Source organism: Kouleothrix sp. (assembly GCF_046328425.1).
In the GTDB taxonomy this organism is placed as follows: Bacteria; Chloroflexota; Chloroflexia; order Chloroflexales; family Roseiflexaceae; genus Kouleothrix.
Window position 1 is genome coordinate 1 of record NZ_JAXLWP010000008.1, and the last position, 15346, is coordinate 15346.

At 67.7% G+C, this 15346-nt stretch carries 12 protein-coding genes; 7 read left to right on the forward strand and 5 right to left on the reverse strand.

All coding sequences use genetic code 11. The features are described from left to right. Window positions 1-275: 275 nt before the first annotated feature. The 4 genes from U0177_RS08565 to U0177_RS08580 all read left to right on the forward strand — a co-directional run bounded on the left by U0177_RS08565 (window position 276) and on the right by U0177_RS08580 (window position 2837). Window positions 276-1304 carry a peptidoglycan DD-metalloendopeptidase family protein gene (locus U0177_RS08565; protein WP_409570194.1) on the forward strand — a complete coding sequence of 343 codons (1029 nt, stop codon included), beginning with the start codon at window positions 276-278 and terminating at the stop codon, window positions 1302-1304. A 22-nt stretch (window positions 1305-1326) separates the two neighbouring features. Continuing rightward, entirely contained in the window at window positions 1327-2127 is an 801-nt protein-coding gene (locus U0177_RS08570) for an HAD family hydrolase (RefSeq protein WP_409570195.1), read from the forward strand. 190 nt (window positions 2128-2317) lie between these two features. Continuing rightward, a complete protein-coding gene (locus tag U0177_RS08575; protein ID WP_409570196.1) occupies window positions 2318-2539 on the forward strand; it encodes a hypothetical protein in 222 nt (73 codons plus the stop codon). Window positions 2540-2618: 79 nt separating this feature from the next. Continuing rightward, a complete protein-coding gene (locus tag U0177_RS08580) occupies window positions 2619-2837 on the forward strand; it encodes a hypothetical protein (protein WP_409570197.1) in 219 nt (72 codons plus the stop codon). A 383-nt stretch (window positions 2838-3220) separates the two neighbouring features. Here the strand turns inward: U0177_RS08580 and U0177_RS08585 are convergent, their stop codons facing one another. After that, window positions 3221-6697, reverse strand: coding sequence for a BTAD domain-containing putative transcriptional regulator (locus U0177_RS08585; RefSeq protein ID WP_409570198.1), 3477 nt, complete (start codon window positions 6695-6697; stop codon window positions 3221-3223). A gap of 153 nt (window positions 6698-6850) precedes the next feature. On the opposite strand from U0177_RS08585, the gene U0177_RS08590 reads away from it, so the two are divergent. Together U0177_RS08590 and U0177_RS08595 are read left to right on the forward strand one after the other, a co-directional pair. After that, window positions 6851-8173 carry an MGDG synthase family glycosyltransferase gene (locus U0177_RS08590; RefSeq protein WP_409570199.1) on the forward strand — a complete coding sequence of 441 codons (1323 nt, stop codon included), beginning with the start codon at window positions 6851-6853 and terminating at the stop codon, window positions 8171-8173. A 219-nt stretch (window positions 8174-8392) separates the two neighbouring features. Then, a complete protein-coding gene (locus tag U0177_RS08595) occupies window positions 8393-10417 on the forward strand; it encodes a VanW family protein (protein WP_409570200.1) in 2025 nt (674 codons plus the stop codon). A 69-nt stretch (window positions 10418-10486) separates the two neighbouring features. Here the strand turns inward: U0177_RS08595 and U0177_RS08600 are convergent, their stop codons facing one another. After that, window positions 10487-11308: a DUF92 domain-containing protein gene (locus U0177_RS08600; RefSeq protein WP_409570201.1), complete on the reverse strand. Its 822-nt coding sequence runs from the start codon at window positions 11306-11308 to the stop codon at window positions 10487-10489. Between the two features lie 16 nt (window positions 11309-11324). After that, window positions 11325-11780, reverse strand: a complete 456-nt coding sequence (locus U0177_RS08605) for an SRPBCC family protein (RefSeq protein WP_409570202.1) — start codon at window positions 11778-11780, stop codon at window positions 11325-11327. Between the two features lie 344 nt (window positions 11781-12124). Here U0177_RS08605 and U0177_RS08610 point away from each other — a divergent pair, with 344 nt between their 5' ends. Beyond that, a complete protein-coding gene (locus U0177_RS08610) occupies window positions 12125-12994 on the forward strand; it encodes a retropepsin-like aspartic protease (protein ID WP_409570203.1) in 870 nt (289 codons plus the stop codon). A gap of 34 nt (window positions 12995-13028) precedes the next feature. Here U0177_RS08610 and U0177_RS08615 read toward each other — a convergent pair whose 3' ends face one another. Both U0177_RS08615 and U0177_RS08620 read right to left on the reverse strand, forming a co-directional pair. Beyond that, window positions 13029-13772 carry a hypothetical protein gene (locus tag U0177_RS08615; RefSeq protein ID WP_409570204.1) on the reverse strand — a complete coding sequence of 248 codons (744 nt, stop codon included), beginning with the start codon at window positions 13770-13772 and terminating at the stop codon, window positions 13029-13031. Between the two features lie 60 nt (window positions 13773-13832). Continuing rightward, entirely contained in the window at window positions 13833-15308 is a 1476-nt protein-coding gene (locus U0177_RS08620; RefSeq protein WP_409570205.1) for a hypothetical protein, read from the reverse strand. Window positions 15309-15346 lie beyond the last annotated feature (38 nt).

Genomic DNA, 15346 nt, shown 5'->3' on the forward strand with positions numbered 1-15346 from the left:
CCCCCAGAAACTACTCTTTTGGGCGGTCTCGGCCCCCGCAGTGGCCGAGACCGCCCAAAAGAAAAGATTCACCCCCTGAGTAAGTAAAAGCCGCGTTAAATTCCAACTTGCGCGAAGCGCAACTTCGTGTATAATCGCCGCACCGATGGCAACCAAACCTTCAACTGAATTGGCATAGCGGCCCTGCTGCCGCTCGCTAAGCTGGCGCTATTCGTCTGTGCGCGTCTTGTTTTGCGCGCCTACGCGGCCTCGTTGCCGCCGAAGGAGCCTGTCGATTGCGTCGAATTGCTCTCGCTTTTTTGCTAGGCGCCCTGCTGCTCGCGATCTTCCCCGCCGCCTCCGCCGCCGCCGCCGATCCGGCGCTGCCCCCGCCCGACCTGCTGCAGCTGCCATTCCCGGTTGGCGAATCCTGGACGTTCAATGGCATTCACGGCGCGCATAAAGAGGCGGTCGACTTCAGCGTCGGCCGCCCGTGGCCGCGCTGGAAGTCGGATACCAGCCAGATCTGGGTGGTGGCCGCCGCCGCCGGAACTATTCGTAAAACTTCGTCGTGCGGCCTCGAGATCGACCACGCCGACGGCTGGACTACCGTGTACTACCATGTCGAGCACATCCTGCGCGATTCGGGCACGGTGCAGGCCAACGAGCGTATCGCCAATATCGCCAACACGCCGCGCGAGGCCGCCTGCGAGGGTGGCTACGCCACCGCGCCGCACCTGCATTTCGGCCTGAAGCACAACGGCCAGGACGTGCCGATCAATGGCCTGACGCTCTCGGGCTGGAGCATCCACAGCGGGCGCGGCCGCTACGACAACAGCTGCGCGCGCATGTACCTGTACCGTGGCGATCAGAAGCTGTGCCCGTACACTGATCCGCTGCTCAACCAGGGCATTCCCGCAGCCGCGAGCCAGCCCCCGGCTCAGCCCCACGACGATGCCGCCGCCAATGAAGAAACAGCTCAGATCGACGTCGATGCGCTGGCCGACGGCGCGACTGTGAGCGGCACCGTTACCGTGCAAGGCTGGGCCGTCGATCACGCCGGCGGCGCCGGCAGCGGAGTCGACCACGTGCACCTGTACCTCGACGGCCCGGCCGGCCAGGGCAGCTTCATCGGCGAGGCGTCCTACGCGCTCGATCGCGCCGATGTCGCGGCCGCGCTGAGCAACGAGCGCTTCCGCGCCTCGGGCTTTCAGTTCGCCTGGGATACGCGCGGCCTCGCGCCTGGCCAACACATGCTGTTCATCTATGCCCACACCAGTAACGATTGGTCTTTCGTGACGCGCAGCGTGGTGGTGGTGGGCTAAGGCATGCTGTATACTATGCCCTATGATACGCCTGATTGTTTCCGACATCGACGGCACGCTGATCGACGAGCGCGGCGCGCTGCCTCCCGAAAATGCTCTGGCGCTTGCCGAGGCGGCGCGGCGCGGCGTGCGCGTGGCGCTGGCGACAATTCGCAAGCGCGATTCGGCGCTGCACATTGCCGGGCTGCTGGGCATGCCGTGTACGCTGGTGTGCAATGGCGGCGCGACGATCTTCGACGAAGCTGGCGCTGAGCTACAGGCGCTGACCATCCCGCTCGAGCTGGCGCGCACCATCGCCGCCCTGGCCGACCAGCAGGAATTACCACTGCTGGCCACGATCGACGAGCATAACTACTACCGGCCACGCTCACACCCGGCCGCGCATATCCAGGCAACCGGCACCGATGTCGCGGCGATGCTTCCGGCAATCGACCGCGCGCCAAGCCGCTTTATTGTGCGCGGCGAGGCTGGCGCGGCGCTGCTGATGCGCGAGTTCGGCGCCGCGCCGCTGCGCTTTGTGCGCCACTACCACACCGACGGATCGCTCGCCGATGCGACAATTACCCACGCCGATGCCACCAAAGAGTCCGCGCTGGCGTTTCTGTGCGCGCGCTGGGCGATCGATTGCGCCGCAGTGCTGGCGATCGGCGACGCCGAGGCCGACATCGCCATGCTGCGCATGGCCGGCGTGGGCGTTGCGGTTGGCAATGCACAGCCCGACGTGCGCGCCATCGCCGATTGGATCGCGCCTGCGGCCGGTGCGGGTGGCGTGGCGGCGGCCGTGCGGCGCTATGTGCTGCGGGAAGCGAGCGCTATACCCTAGTGGTGGGGCTTGGGGCGGCTTCGCCGCCCTAAAACGCTTGCCTTTGCCGCACTATGAAGCGATTTGCGATTCATAGTGCGGCACAAAGAATGTTCATTCTTGGAGCGCTGACGCCCCCAAACATCCCAACGGCATAAAGCTCACATAGCAGGTTTTGAAACATGCCCCAGGCAGAGAAGAGGAGCAGGCGATGATCATGGGCGGAAGCAAGCCGGCCACGCTGCGCGCGGTGCGGCTGATCGACATCCACGGCACGCGCTTCTACGACATCGAGTACACCCACGACGATGCGCCCGACGCTGTGCGCAGCGCGCGTATCGGCCCCGAGAGCGCCTACGATGCCCCGCAGCCCGGCGACCGGGTGACCGTGAGCTACCTAATGAATGTGGTCACGGCGCTCGCGCGACGGTAATCGGCAGGTAATGGCTGGGAACTATACTTGGCTTGTCAGCGATTTTTGCGGCTGATACGCCTTGTTAGGAGACCAGCCAATGAAAGGCCGGCGAGTCGAGTCGTTCTTGCTACGACTAGTTGTCGATGAGCCTGTGGAGTCCGGGGCGCGCCCGTGGCGCGGGCGCATTCAGCACGTGAGCAGTGGCTACGAGCGGCAGTTCGAGCGCGTGCAGGATATGCTGGCATTTATCGAAGATCAAGTATCCAGTCGGCGATCGTTTCTTCTCTCATTCGAGGCCCCGGTCGATCCTGAATAGCAGCTCGGGCTCAATAGCGTGAAGGCCGGCCTGGTGGCCGGTCTTTATTTTTTTGAGTAGCGCGCACGCGTTTCTGGCCCAACTCCGTTTGATCACTTTCTTTTTGGTATGCCCTGCCAGGATTTTGTACCAAGCAGCATCTCATACCAACTCCGTTTGATTACTCGTGTTTTCTTGTGCGGCAAAGCCCGCGAGGCGGGCGCAAAAACGAACTTCGGGGGCGGCGAAACCGCGAACCACCATAATCGAAGCGATCAGCCGGATTTGGTATCATACGCTGTTCGCTTGATCACCGTATCGATTGTGCACTCCGTGGCTTCGCCACGGGTGCAATCATTGCAGGGCGGCGAAGCCACCAAACCCCAGCATAAAGCGAGTGATCATCAGCGCATTTCGCGCAGTGCATTGTAGAGCGCTACCGTCTCGGCCATTGGTTCGACGGCCAGATCCTCGCGCAGCATCGCCACGCAGCGGGTGTAGAGCCGCAACGCGGTGCTGCGCTCGCCAAGCGACGCGTGGGCGCGCATCAGCAGGCGGTACGCTTCCTCGTGGGCGCGGTCGTTTTCGAGCACGCGCCACGCCAGGCCGATCGCGTCGTGCGCCAGCCCTTCTTCAAGCAGCAGTGCGCCTAGGCGGATCGCGGCATCGTTGAACAGCATGGCCAGGCGCTCGCGCTCGACCACCGTCCAATCCTCGTACATGTTATCGGGGAGGTATGGCCCGCGATACAGCCCCATCGCGCTGCGGAACGCCGCGATAGCGGCGGCGCGCTGCCCGCGCCGCGCCGCGCGCTGCCCTTCGGCAACCGCCTCGGCGAAGTCGGCTGCGTCGATCTGGTGGTCGCTGGCGACGTTGAAGCCGTATGTCTCGCCCTGCTGCACGACATACGCCGGCGGCGCGCCTTCCGGGCGCTCGGGCTCGATCGCCTTGCTTAGGCGGTTCAGCGTCACGCGCAGGTTATTGGATGCGGCGTCGGAGTCCATCTCGGGCCACAGCGCCTCGAGCACGCGGTCGCGCGGCAACGCGCGCCCGCGCTCGGTCAGCAGCAGCTGGAATAGCTGGCGGGCCTTGCTGCTGCGCCAATCGCGGTCGCGCACTTCCAGGTCGCCGCGCCATACCGCGAATGCGCCAAGCGTTCGCACGCGCAGCTTGTACGGCGGCCGGTACACCAGCCGGCCGAGGGCTTGTTCGGCGGCCTGGCGCACCGGCGCGCTGCGATCTTTCAGCAGCGCGCGCAGCGACGGGTAGGCCGCGGCGGTGCCAAGCTCGCCAAGCAGCTGGGCGACATTCGTGCGCACGGTGGCGTCGGGGGCGTCGATCAGGCCGCGCAGAATGTCGAGCGCCTGCTCGGGTAGCTGGGTTTGCAGCACGCCGCTGACGCTTTCAGGCGCCAGGCCAAGCTGCAGCGCCGCGACGGTGATGTGGCGTAGCGCGGCTGGTGGCACGATCGGCAGGTAGCGCTGGCCCTCGGCGGCGAAGGTTGCCCACCCGGCGCGCAGCATGCCGGCCTGGGTTTCGGCGTCGCCGAGCTGGCTGGCCAGGTAGGCCGCGTACAGCTGTGCGCAGGCCAGAAACAGGCGGTAGCCGCCTGCTTGCATCTCGCTAGCCAGATCGCGCATGAGCGCCAGTGCGCGCTCGGGCTGGCCTCCTTCACCCAACACCAGCGTCAGCAGCAGGCGCAGGCGTAGGTCGCGGTTGAGCCCTTCCGCCTCGTCGAGCCGGCGCAGCACTGTGCCAACGGCGGTGCTGGCGCGGGCGCCTTGGCCGCGCAGCAGCTGGCCGTAGAGCTCAAGCGCCTGCAGGCCTGCCAGCGGCTCGAGCGCGCCCATGTCGTGAAACGCGGTGCGCGCCTGCAGAATGTAAGTCGAGGCTTCGTCGATCCGGCCCTGAAGCATCAGCAGGAGCGCGAGCTGCTGGGCGCTGAGCCCGGCGCTGCCGTCGCGATAGTAGTCGGCAAGGTGGCGGTGCGCGTCGAGCGCCAGCGCCGCAGCTTCGCCGGTTTGCCCAAGCAGCTCGAGCGCAAACGCGCGGTGCCGCAGCAAATTCTGGCGCATACGGTCGTCGTGGTCGATCTGCGGCAGCCGCAGCGTAGCGTCGACAATGCCGAGCGCATCGGAGGGCATGCCGAGCTGGTTGTTGATCGAGGCTGCCAGCATTGCCATCAGCCAGTGCCACGCGGGCGAAAGCGGGTGCCCGGCCGCCTGACGGGCCACGCGCAGCGCCGCCAGGTAGCGGCCCTTGGTGTAGAGCAGGGCCATGACACCTACCAGCGCCGCGCCGCGCGACCACGCATCGCGCACGCGGTTGGCGGCGCGCACCGCGCGCACACAGCAGGCCACAAACGAAGGCGGGCGGCCGCGCAGGTACAGCAGCGCCGTCAGGTCGGCCAGCGCGCGTAGCTCACGGTCGAACTGGCCGGTGCTGTGGTAGCGGTCGGCGGCGCGCTCGATCGCGCTGATAGCCAGGTCGGGGGCGTTGACGATCTGGCTGTAGCCCCACATGTACAGCAGCTCGGTATCGCCTTCGCGCGCATCGGCCGGCAGCTGATCGAGCCAGCGGCGCACAGTCTCGCGGCGCGGCGATTGTAGCAGCGGCCAGGCGCGCTGGCGCAGCGCGCGGGCCAGCTCGCCAGTGGCGCCAGCGCTGGCGTAGTGGCTCAGTGCCTCGTCGAGGTCGCCGCGCGCCTCGAGCGCCTGGCCAAAGCGCCGGTGGATATCTTTGGCCTCGTGCGATGGCGGCGCGCCCTCGCCGGCGGGCTCGTCGTGGGGCAGCTCGTCGGGGCGCGCATCGTAGTGCAGCAGCAGCTCGCGCCAAAGCGGGTGAAAGCGCAGCTGGTCGCCCTGCTCGTCGAGCGGCAGGATCGGCAACCCCAGCGCCTGGGCGCGGCCCAGCAGGTAGGCAACGTCGTCGCGGCCTAGCACCTCGGCCAGCAGCGCGGCGTCGAAGCGCTCGGGGATGGCGGCCAGCCGCAGAAAATCGATGAGCTCATCGGGCAGGTCGGCCAGCACCTCGGTGGCCAGGTAGTGCAGCAGCTGCTGCTGGCTGCCGGCGAGCGCCTGCAGGAAATCGTTGCGCCGCTCGGTCGGCTGGCCGGCCAGCGCGCGCGCCGCCAGCTGAATGCTCAGCGCCCAGCCCTCGGTGCGGCCCAGCAGCAGCGCCAGGTCGGCGTCGTCGATCGTCACGCCCTGGGCCAGCAGCAGCTGGCGCGCTTCATCGGCTGAAAGGTGCAGGTCGCGCTGCGATAACTCCATCAGCTGGCCTTCGGCGCGCAGCCGCGAGATCGGCGCGAATGTCGGCGCGCGGCGCGAGGCCGCCACAATCCGCAGCGTCGGCGGGGCAGCACGCAGCAGGTAGCCCAGGATCTGGCCGATCACCGCCGACTCGGTCACCTGCTGGAGATCGTCGAGGAACAGAAAGGTGGTGGTGGGCAGCATGCGCTGCAGATCGCTGCAGAGCGACCCCGCGACCAGCGGCCAGTCGCGCTGCATGTTGGAGGCGCCCGAGAGCACGCGCCAGGCTTCTTCGCCCAGGTGCGGCGCCACCGACTGAAACGCGCGGATCAGGTAGGCCAGAAACATGGCCGGGTAGCGCTCGCCGCGGTCGAGCGTCAGCCAGCACACCGGCGCGCTGGTGCGCTGAAGCTCTTGCACCCACTGCGAGAGCAGCGTCGTCTTGCCGTAGCCGGCCGGCGCCACGACAAGTGTGAGCGGCTGGAGGCGCACCTCGGGCAGCAGCGCTTGCAGATCGGGCCGCAGCAGTACGCCGTCGCGAAGCGGCGGAGGCGTGAGCTTCAGTGGCAGTAACGGCTGGGCCGAGCGTCCGATCGGCGCCGAGGTGTGTGTGGGTTGGGCTGGTATCATGTCGACTTTGCCCGGAAATCGCCACGATAATTTTCACCCAGGGATTATAGCATACCCATGCAAGCTTTACACGATCGTACGCTGTATGGTAGGATACTGGCCGCAAGCTGGCGGCACCTTCCGGTATGTGCCAGCGGCTACGAGGAGCCCTGCGTGGATCATACTCCTAGTGTGCTTTTTGCAATCTCCGACACTGGCGGCGGCCACCGCGCCGGCGCCGCCGCTATCGATGCGGCGCTGGCGCAATTAGCCGATGGCACGGTCGACCGCCATATTGTCGATATGCTCACCAGCACCGGGCTGCCGCTGATCAAGGACGCGCCCGACCTGTATAATCAGCTCTCGACACGCTGGCTGTCGGTGTTCGACCTGATGTTCCAGATGACCGACGGCCGCCGCCGGATCGACGCGCTGACCCAGTTTGTCTACCTTTCGGCGCACCGCAATATTGTGCGCGTGTTCGAAGAAACCCGCCCCGACCTGGTCGTCTCGGTGCACCCGCTGGTCAACCGGCTTATCGGCAACGCCCGCCGCACCTACCGGCTCTCGTTTCACTTCGTTACGGTTGTGACCGACCTGGTGAGCCTGCACTCGGCCTGGGCCGACCCAGGCGCCGAGCTGTGTATTGTGCCAACCGAGGAAGCCTACCAGCTGCTGCTGCGGCGCGGCTTCCCGGCGCGCAAGCTGGTGCGCACCGGCTTCCCGGTGCATCCTAAATTCGCGGCCTACGCCGGCACCCGCCGCGAGGCGCGCGCCACGCTGGGCATCGAGCCTGACCCATTCACCCTGCTGATCACCAGCGGCGGCGTTGGCTCGGGCCAGCTGCGCGAGCTAGTACTGACGCTCGAACAAGCCTACCCCGCGCTGCAGCTGCTGGTCGTCACTGGTAAAAACGCCAGCCTGCGCGCCGAGCTTGAGGCGCTGGGCCTGCGGCCTTCGATACGCATCTATGGCTTTGTGAATAACATGGAAGTGCTGATGGCCGCCAGCGATATTATTGTCACCAAGGCTGGCCCCGGCACGCTGATGGAGGCGCTGGTAATGCGCCGGCCAGTGATTGTGACCGAAGCGGTGGGTATGCAGGAGCGCGGCAACATCGACTTGGTGCTGAACCGCGAGCTTGGCGCGTTTTGCCCCACGCCCGATCGGATCGTGCCGGCGATCGATGGCCTGATGGATCCCGCCACCTACGCCGCGACGGTCGCGCGGCTGGCCGAGGCCGTGCCGCGCGACGGCGCCACCCAGATCGCGCAGGTCGTGCTCGACCGGCTGCAGCTGCCGCCGCCATCGCGGCGGCGTATGCGGCTGCTGAACATCGACGCCATACGCCAGATTGGCGCTCGCCGCCCTCGGCTGCACCTGCCGGCGGCGCGCGCGCGCCAGCGGCGGCGCGCGCGCGCCGCACGGCTGCGAACGATTTCCATCCGTAACCTGCCGCGCTGGCGCAAGTCGCGCCGCGCGCCACCCTCGGGCTAGCGCCCATCCAAGCAGGCACGCGCCGAGCCTCATTCCGACGGTATGTAACTTGCTCTCAAATTGTAAGCAATTTTCACCTGATGCTCATTGACACGTCCGGTGGATGTCGGCTATAGTTAGCCAAACATTCCAACATCTGTGCGCTCGGCATGGCGCGCCGCTACTACGCCAGCCGAGCGTAGTTTTGCCCCTGGTTGCTCTGACGTTCGGGAGGCTCATGTGTCTGCTGAGAAGTTCTACTCCGAGCAAGGCGTCGCCGGTCGCGCGCTCAACGATCCGTACAGTGTGAGGGCATTGCCGGCGCACGAGCCGCGCCGGCGTCAGCAGGCGGGCGGCTCGCCATCGGCGCCGCGCCGCCGGCTGAACATTGGCATGTACGTGGCGCTGGCGCTCCTGGCGGCGCTGCTGGCAGGCGCCGGCGGCGGCCTGTACTACCTCGACCGCTCGTACCAGGGCAAGATCTACCCGAACGTCTCCATTCAGGGGCTGCAGGTCGGCGAGCTGACGCCGCAGGAGGCCGAGGCCGCGCTCCGCGCGCGCCACGCCGATTTCGCGCGCCAGCCGCTCACACTGACATTTGGCGATCAGACGTGGCGGCCGTCGCTCGACGAGCTTGGCATCAGCTTCGACTACGCCGACGCGATCGACCAGGCCTACCGCGCCGGGCGCGGCAATGGCATGCTCGAAAACCTCGAAGAGGTCTACGCGATCTGGCAGAACGGCCTTGAGCTGCCGCTGCACGCGTCGTTCGACCAGCAGAAGCTGCGCGCGTATGTCGCCGCCACCACCGCAGGCTTCGAGCTGGCCCCCGTCGATGCCAAGCTCTGGCTCGACGGCGTGCAGGTTGAAACCCAGCCGGCGCGCGCCGGCCGGCAGGTGCTGGTCGATCAAACCGTCGCCGAGCTGACGCAGGCGCTCATGTCGCTTACGCCACAGACGGCGACGGTGCGCACGCGCGATCTGCCGCCGCGCCTCGACGACGCGGCTGTCGACACGGCGCGCCAGCAGATCGAGGCGATGCTGCAGGCCCCGCTGACGCTTAGCGTCGCCGACAAGCGCTATATCTGGCGGCCTGACGAGATCGCGCTCATGCTCGACATCGCGCGTGTGCCAGCCAGCAGCGGCACCGACCGCGTGGCGGTTGCACTGAACCCCTACCTGCTCAACCGGCGCGTCAACCGGATCGCCGAAGAGACTGGCCAGGGCAGCGTGAACCCGCGCGTCGATTGGAACAATGGCGATCTGAAGATCATCAAGCCCGGCCAGCCTGGCCTGCGTATGAACGAGGCCGACGCGCGCGCGGCGATCCTGGCGGCGATTGGCACACCGCAGCGCACCGTGGTGCTGCCGGTGGTCGCGGTGGCGCCGCAGGTCACCGAAGCCAACCTCAAGCAGCTGGGCATCAACGAGCTTGTGGCGGCTGGTCGCAGCGATTTCACCGGCTCGGCCGCGTACCGCATCCAGAACATTGGCGCGGGCATGCGCCTGCTGCACGGCATTCTGATCGCGCCGGGCGAAGAATTTTCGTTTAACGATAATATCGGCTCGATCGACGAGAACAACGGCTTCGTGAAGGGCTACGCGATCATCCAGAACCGCACCCAGCTCGAGTTTGGCGGCGGGATCTGCCAGGACTCGACCACGCTGTTCCGCGCGGCATTCTGGGCTGGCCTGCCGATCACCGAGCGCTGGGGCCACTCATTCTACATTAGCTGGTACGATAAATACGGCATGGGGGTGCAGGGGAACGGCGCGGGCATGGACGCGACGATCTTCACCGGCGGGCCAGACCTGAAATTCATGAACGACACCGGCCACTGGCTGCTGATGCAGACGACGTCGAACCCGCGCACGGGCGTGGCCGAAGTGTCGCTGTACGGCACCAAGCCGAACCGGCAGGTATCGCTGACGCGGCGGGTGTACAACCAGATTCCCGCGCCGACGGAGCCAAAGTTCGTGGCCGACGCGGATCAGCCGCAGGGCAGCAGCCGCCAGAGCGACCACGCGCGCGGCGGCATGACGATCGACGTTTATCGCGTGATTGTCGAGAATGGCGTGCGCAAGGAGCCCGAGCTGTTCCAGACGAAATTCCGCCCCTGGCCAGATATCTTCGTCTATAATCCGGCCGATATGGGGCCTGACGGCAGGCCGCTATTTGCGCCTGGCGCGGCTCCGGCCGCTCCCGCCGCGCCGGCCCCCACCGAGCAGCCGGCCCCCGCTGAGCAGCCCACGTCAAATGGCTAGGTCGCGCCGTAGCTCTTGCTGATGCGCAGTTCGGGGGCAGCTCTGCTGCCCCCGAACTGCTTTTTGGGGCTAGCGGCCGAGCAGGCCAGCTACCGCGAGCGCCACCAGGCCGCCGGCAAGCGAGCTGGCAAAATTCACCACGTCGTTATTCACCCAGCGCCAGCCGCGGATCTCGGGCAGCGCGCGGCCGTCGGGCCCGGTGCGATGCTCGGTCTCGCCGCCGCTAGACGCGCGGTAGATCGCCTGCACAGTCGCGCCGATCAGGCTGTCGGCCACGCTGCCGGCCAGGCCGCCAAGCGCGGCGGCGGGCACCAGCGCCAGCAACCACGCGCCGCGCTCGGCGCGCGCCAGCAGCAGCGCAGTGATGCCGATCAGCAGCGCGCCGGCCAGCGAGGCCAGCAGACCATAGGCCGTGACGCCGCCCGAAGTGCCGGGCTCGACCACGCGCCCGCTGGTGATCATGCGCGGCGGCGCCGGGCTGAGCACGCCGATCTCGGTTGCCCAGGTGTCGGCCGTGACGGTGGCCATCACGCCGCAGAAGCAGGCCAGCAGCGCGGCCGGCTCGCCGCCGAGGCCATACGCGAGCGCCAGAAGCGCGCCCGCGCCGCCGTTCGCCAGCGTCTGCCATAAATCGCGGCGTCCGCCTTTTTCGAACTTCTCGCCGGCGAGGCGCTGCTTTTGCGCCTGGCGAAAGTGCGAGAGCATGCTGGAGGTGATGAAGAACGTGATCAGCGTCAGCCCCCACGTCCAGCCGCCAAAACCAAAGGTGAGTGTGCCGGTGAGGATGGCGCCGGCCCAGCCGCTTGCGTCAAGCGAGCGGCGCCAGTAGGCCAGGCCGCCGATCAGCGTGCTCAGCGCAAAGCCGGCCAGGATGCGGGGGATGTCGAGCACGGCGAACCTTTACGCTTCAGATTGCTTCTTGGAGGCTCATCTCGGCGCGGCTGGCGATCGCCGCCAGGGCCGTGTCGAGGTCGGGCGCGATCATTCGCGCGACCTCGGCGGTAGGCACAAATGCGGCGAGCGGGCCGATCAGCGCGGCCAGGTCGAGCGAGAGCGTCGCGTGGAGCGCGGTGCCGCCGCTATTGGGCCGCAGCTGCCAGCGTGCCTCGACCGGAACCGGGCGCGTGGTGTTGAACACTACCTCGCGGTTTGTCTGCCAGCGCACGGTGCCTTCGCTGCGCAGATCGCCAAACGGGCCGATCGCCATGTGCGTTACTACGCGGGCGTGGCTGGCTCCGCGCTCGACAAGCTCAATTTTGTGAACGTGCGGCACCACCCCGGCCAGGTTGTCGGGGTCGGCCAGCGTGGCGAACACCGCGTCGGGCTGGGCGGCGATCTGGCGGCTGCGAGTTACTTGGATCATAGCGGCTCCTCGTGCTGCGGCTACAGCGGCGCGGCGCGGATGCTGCGCGCTTACTATACCATACCTGCTTCATAGCGTTGCGGATGTATGGATGCCCAAAGCCGCCAGGGTAGCGCAGGGCTCGTGCAACGTCTTTCGATCCCTCCCCCTCGCCTGTCAGGGGAGGGGAAACACATCTGGCTGTGAGGTGCGATCGCGGCGGCGACCGCACCTCACCCCCCTTACCCCCTCTCCTGCGCGCGGGAGAGGGGGTAAGGGGGGCGAGGGCCGATGTTGCACGAGCGCTTCAGGGTAGCGCGGCGCGCTTGACAGCGCGCGCTGCGGTGCATACACTACAGGCACCTATGCTGATTGAAGATCGCACAAGCCTCGAGTTTCCCTCGCGCGGGCTCACCAGCGTGCCGTTGTGCCGGCCGGGTGGGCTGGTATGCTGCGATGCTTCGGGGCCGGGCGGATACCCGCTGCGGGTGATGCTCGACACCGGCACCGATCCATCGGCGATCGACGCGCGCCTGGCGCGCCGGCTGGCGCTGCACACCGGCGGCAGCGGCCTCGGGGTGGGCGCGGTCAGCGCCGAGGTGCCGTTTACCGAGGCGGTGCTGCCCTGGCTGCGCATCGGCGATCTGACCATCCGCGATCTGTTTGCGCCGGCGGTCGATCTGCGCGGGTCGCCATTCGATGTCGACGTGGTGCTGGGCTACAATGTGCTGCGCCAGCTGGCGCTGCGGATCGACTACCGCCGCGAGCTGCTGACGCTGGCGCATCCCGATCTGGGTATTCCTACACTGCAGCCGGGCGTCGCACTGCCGCTGGCATTTTTCGAGCATTTCCCGGCGCTGCGCGACGTGGCGATTGGTGGCCACACCGTCGCGCTCGCCACGCTCGACACCGGCTCGAATGCCGCGCTGACGGTCGGGCCGGATTTGGGCGCGGCACTCGGTCTGCAGGCCCACGCGGGCGCGCCGCTTGGCAGCGGGGCCGGCTTTGGCGGCGGCGGCACGGTGCTGCGCGGCGGGCTCTGGTCGGTGCGCATTGGGCCGCTCGCGCTCGGCGATGTCGAGGTCGACCTGCCGCAGGCCACGCAAGGCGACCTCAGCCGGGCGGGCCGGGCGAATATCGGCAACCGGCTGCTGGCGCGCTTTGCGGCTATCGCGTTCGACTATCAGCGGGCCCTGCTGCTGATCGAGCCTGACGGCGACGAGGCGTGGCGCTGAGGCTTCAGGCCTGCTGGTTTTCGCACGCGCAACCTCACGCGTCCCCTAGCTCGTGGCCGACATAGTAGGCGCCCACCAGGCTTTTGTTCTGCTCCTGCTCGTAGAACTCATACCACCACTTGGCCGCCTGCCAGATCGCCTCGGGGCAGCTGGCGCGGCTCTCGAGCCCAGGCGTCAGGTCGATCCCGACCGCGCCAAACACGATCTCGAGCATCGCGGCCGAGGGGATGCCCAGGCCATCGTAGAGCGGGTTGGCGCCGCCCGGTGCGACGCCCCAGACATACGCCAGCCAGCGCAGCATCAGCTCAAGCGCGTCGAGCACCGGCCGCTGCTGGCGGAAGCGGTTCAGCGCCTCGGCCACCTGCGCCTGCGGCGCGGCCACGCGCAGCAGCGCGATATTCGGGTAGGCGCGCGCGCTGCGGTACTGGTCGATCCGGCTCTGCTGCACGCCGTTCAGCGGCGGCGGGAAGCCGAAGCCGCTGGGCGGCTGGAGCGAGATCTCGAACACCGACGTCTTGGCCAGCGGCTGCGCGATCGGGCCGAGCAGCAGCGCGTGCGACCAGTGGCTGGGGTGCATGTCGTGGCGCAGGTGCGACTGAGCCACGCGCAGCCGGAACGAGGCGATATCAGCGCCGCCGATCAGCACGATCTGGCTGATCTCCTCGCTTTCGAGCACGTGGCGGCTGAGCCACTTGAGGTTGTCTTCGCTTTTGGGGCGCGCGTCTTCTTTGAACAACGTGTTCGGGTGGGTGGCGTTCGAGCGCAGAATGCTGATCATGCGAGTGTCCTTTGGCTGGTGGCGAAGCTCAGTCGGTGGCGCTTGAGCGCAGAATGCCGATCAGGTGAGTGTACCTTGGCTGTTGCGCAGCCTGAATGGGCCAAGGACGGTTGGGCGGCGCACGGATGGGTCGAGGCTCAGCGGGTAGTAGGTGACGCGCATGTCGAGCCCGCCGCCGCTCTGCTGGAAGCTCAGCATCACCACATGGTTGCCGCGCTGCATGTGCGTGGGCGGGGCCAGGCATGCGAAGCGATTACCGAGCACCTGGCTGGCGAAGTAGGCCGGCGGGAGCTGCGGGTCGGGGTGGCGCGGCCACGGGTCGGGTGTGCCGCCGAGCCAGCGGCCGAATGCCGAGCGCGCGCCGGCGATCTGGTCGGCCACTGGCGTATCCACCAGCGACACCGGCGAAGAGATGATCTCGCGCAGCGCGGTACGGCCGCTAAGCTGGTCGCGTATTTCGGTTGTGCGGCCCCAGTGCACATCGCCGGTGAGGCACAGCAGCGAGCGGTTGGCATCGGCCAGCCGCGCCAGCGCCCGCACGATCGGCGCGAAATCGCCATAGTTCGGCGTCTCGTAGTCCGAGAGCTTGCCGGCCAGCAGCCCGGCCGGGTCGCATAGCAGCGTCTGCCCCGACACAAAGACGCCGAAGAGCTTCGCGTCGATCACGTGCTGCACCCAGGCTTCGAGCCGCGCCAGCTCGGCCGGGCCGAGCATGTGCATCCGGCCGCGATCGCGGTCGGAGCGGCCGTCGGCCAGGAAGAACGAGAGCGGGGCGATATCGAGCGAGGCGCCGCTGCCGAGCGGCTCGGCGTAGCTGTGCTGAAAGGCCGTGTACATCGCCTGGGCGGCGCGCTGCCAATTGGCTCGGCCGCCTTCGGTCCAGGTATTCGCGATATACGGCGCGGTGTTGGGGAAATTATTCCAGTACTCGTGGTCGTCGGGGATGTGCAGGCTCGGCGCGGCCGCCAGGATGCGCGCGTAGCCCTCGGGGCCGAGCCAGTTCCGGCGGTAGTCGGCCTCGAACTTGTCGGCCAGCCCGGCGGCATCGGCCGGGTACAGGAAGTGCGTCGGCAGGTCGAGGTACACCTGGTCGCCCATCAGCAGCGCCAGGTGTGGCTGGCTGGCGCCGCCCAGCTGCGACACGATCGTCCCGGCCACGCCGGTAACGTCTTCGGGCTGGTAGAAGCACGACACCAGCAGCACGTTGAACCACTGGCCGAGCACATTCGGTACGCTGGCGGGCAGCGTGCGCAGCGGCACGCTGGTGCGGCTCGCGCCGGCCTGCAGCGTGACGGTGTAGCGCGTGTCGGGGGCCAGGCCGGCGAACTCGTACACGCCGGTGAAGACGCGCGGCGCAACGCCGGGCGGCAGCATATCGGCGGGGCGGGCGCTGCCGAGCGGCAGAAGCGCCCGCGGCTCGCGCGCCGCGCCGTCGAGCCACCAGCTGAGCGTTGGCGGATCGCCCTGGCCGAAGGCCCCAACCCACACGCGCAGCCGGTCGGGCGGCGCGGCGCGAGCATACAGCACGAGATCCATACACCCTCGCAAGCAAAAGGCGAAACGCAGCGCAGGCG

Bases quoted from the DNA above. Each gene is read 5' to 3' on its own strand.
- U0177_RS08570 (WP_409570195.1), top strand. From the start codon at position 1,327: ATGATACGCCTGATTGTTTCCGACATCGACGGCACGCTGATCGACGAG.
- U0177_RS08575 (WP_409570196.1), top strand. From the start codon at position 2,318: ATGATCATGGGCGGAAGCAAGCCGGCCACGCTGCGCGCGGTGCGGCTG.
- U0177_RS08580 (WP_409570197.1), top strand. From the start codon at position 2,619: ATGAAAGGCCGGCGAGTCGAGTCGTTCTTGCTACGACTAGTTGTCGAT.
- U0177_RS08585 (WP_409570198.1), bottom strand. From the start codon at position 6,697: ATGATACCAGCCCAACCCACACACACCTCGGCGCCGATCGGACGCTCG.
- U0177_RS08605 (WP_409570202.1), bottom strand. From the start codon at position 11,780: ATGATCCAAGTAACTCGCAGCCGCCAGATCGCCGCCCAGCCCGACGCG.
- U0177_RS08610 (WP_409570203.1), top strand. From the start codon at position 12,125: ATGCTGATTGAAGATCGCACAAGCCTCGAGTTTCCCTCGCGCGGGCTC.
- U0177_RS08615 (WP_409570204.1), bottom strand. From the start codon at position 13,772: ATGATCAGCATTCTGCGCTCGAACGCCACCCACCCGAACACGTTGTTC.
- U0177_RS08620 (WP_409570205.1), bottom strand. From the start codon at position 15,308: ATGGATCTCGTGCTGTATGCTCGCGCCGCGCCGCCCGACCGGCTGCGC.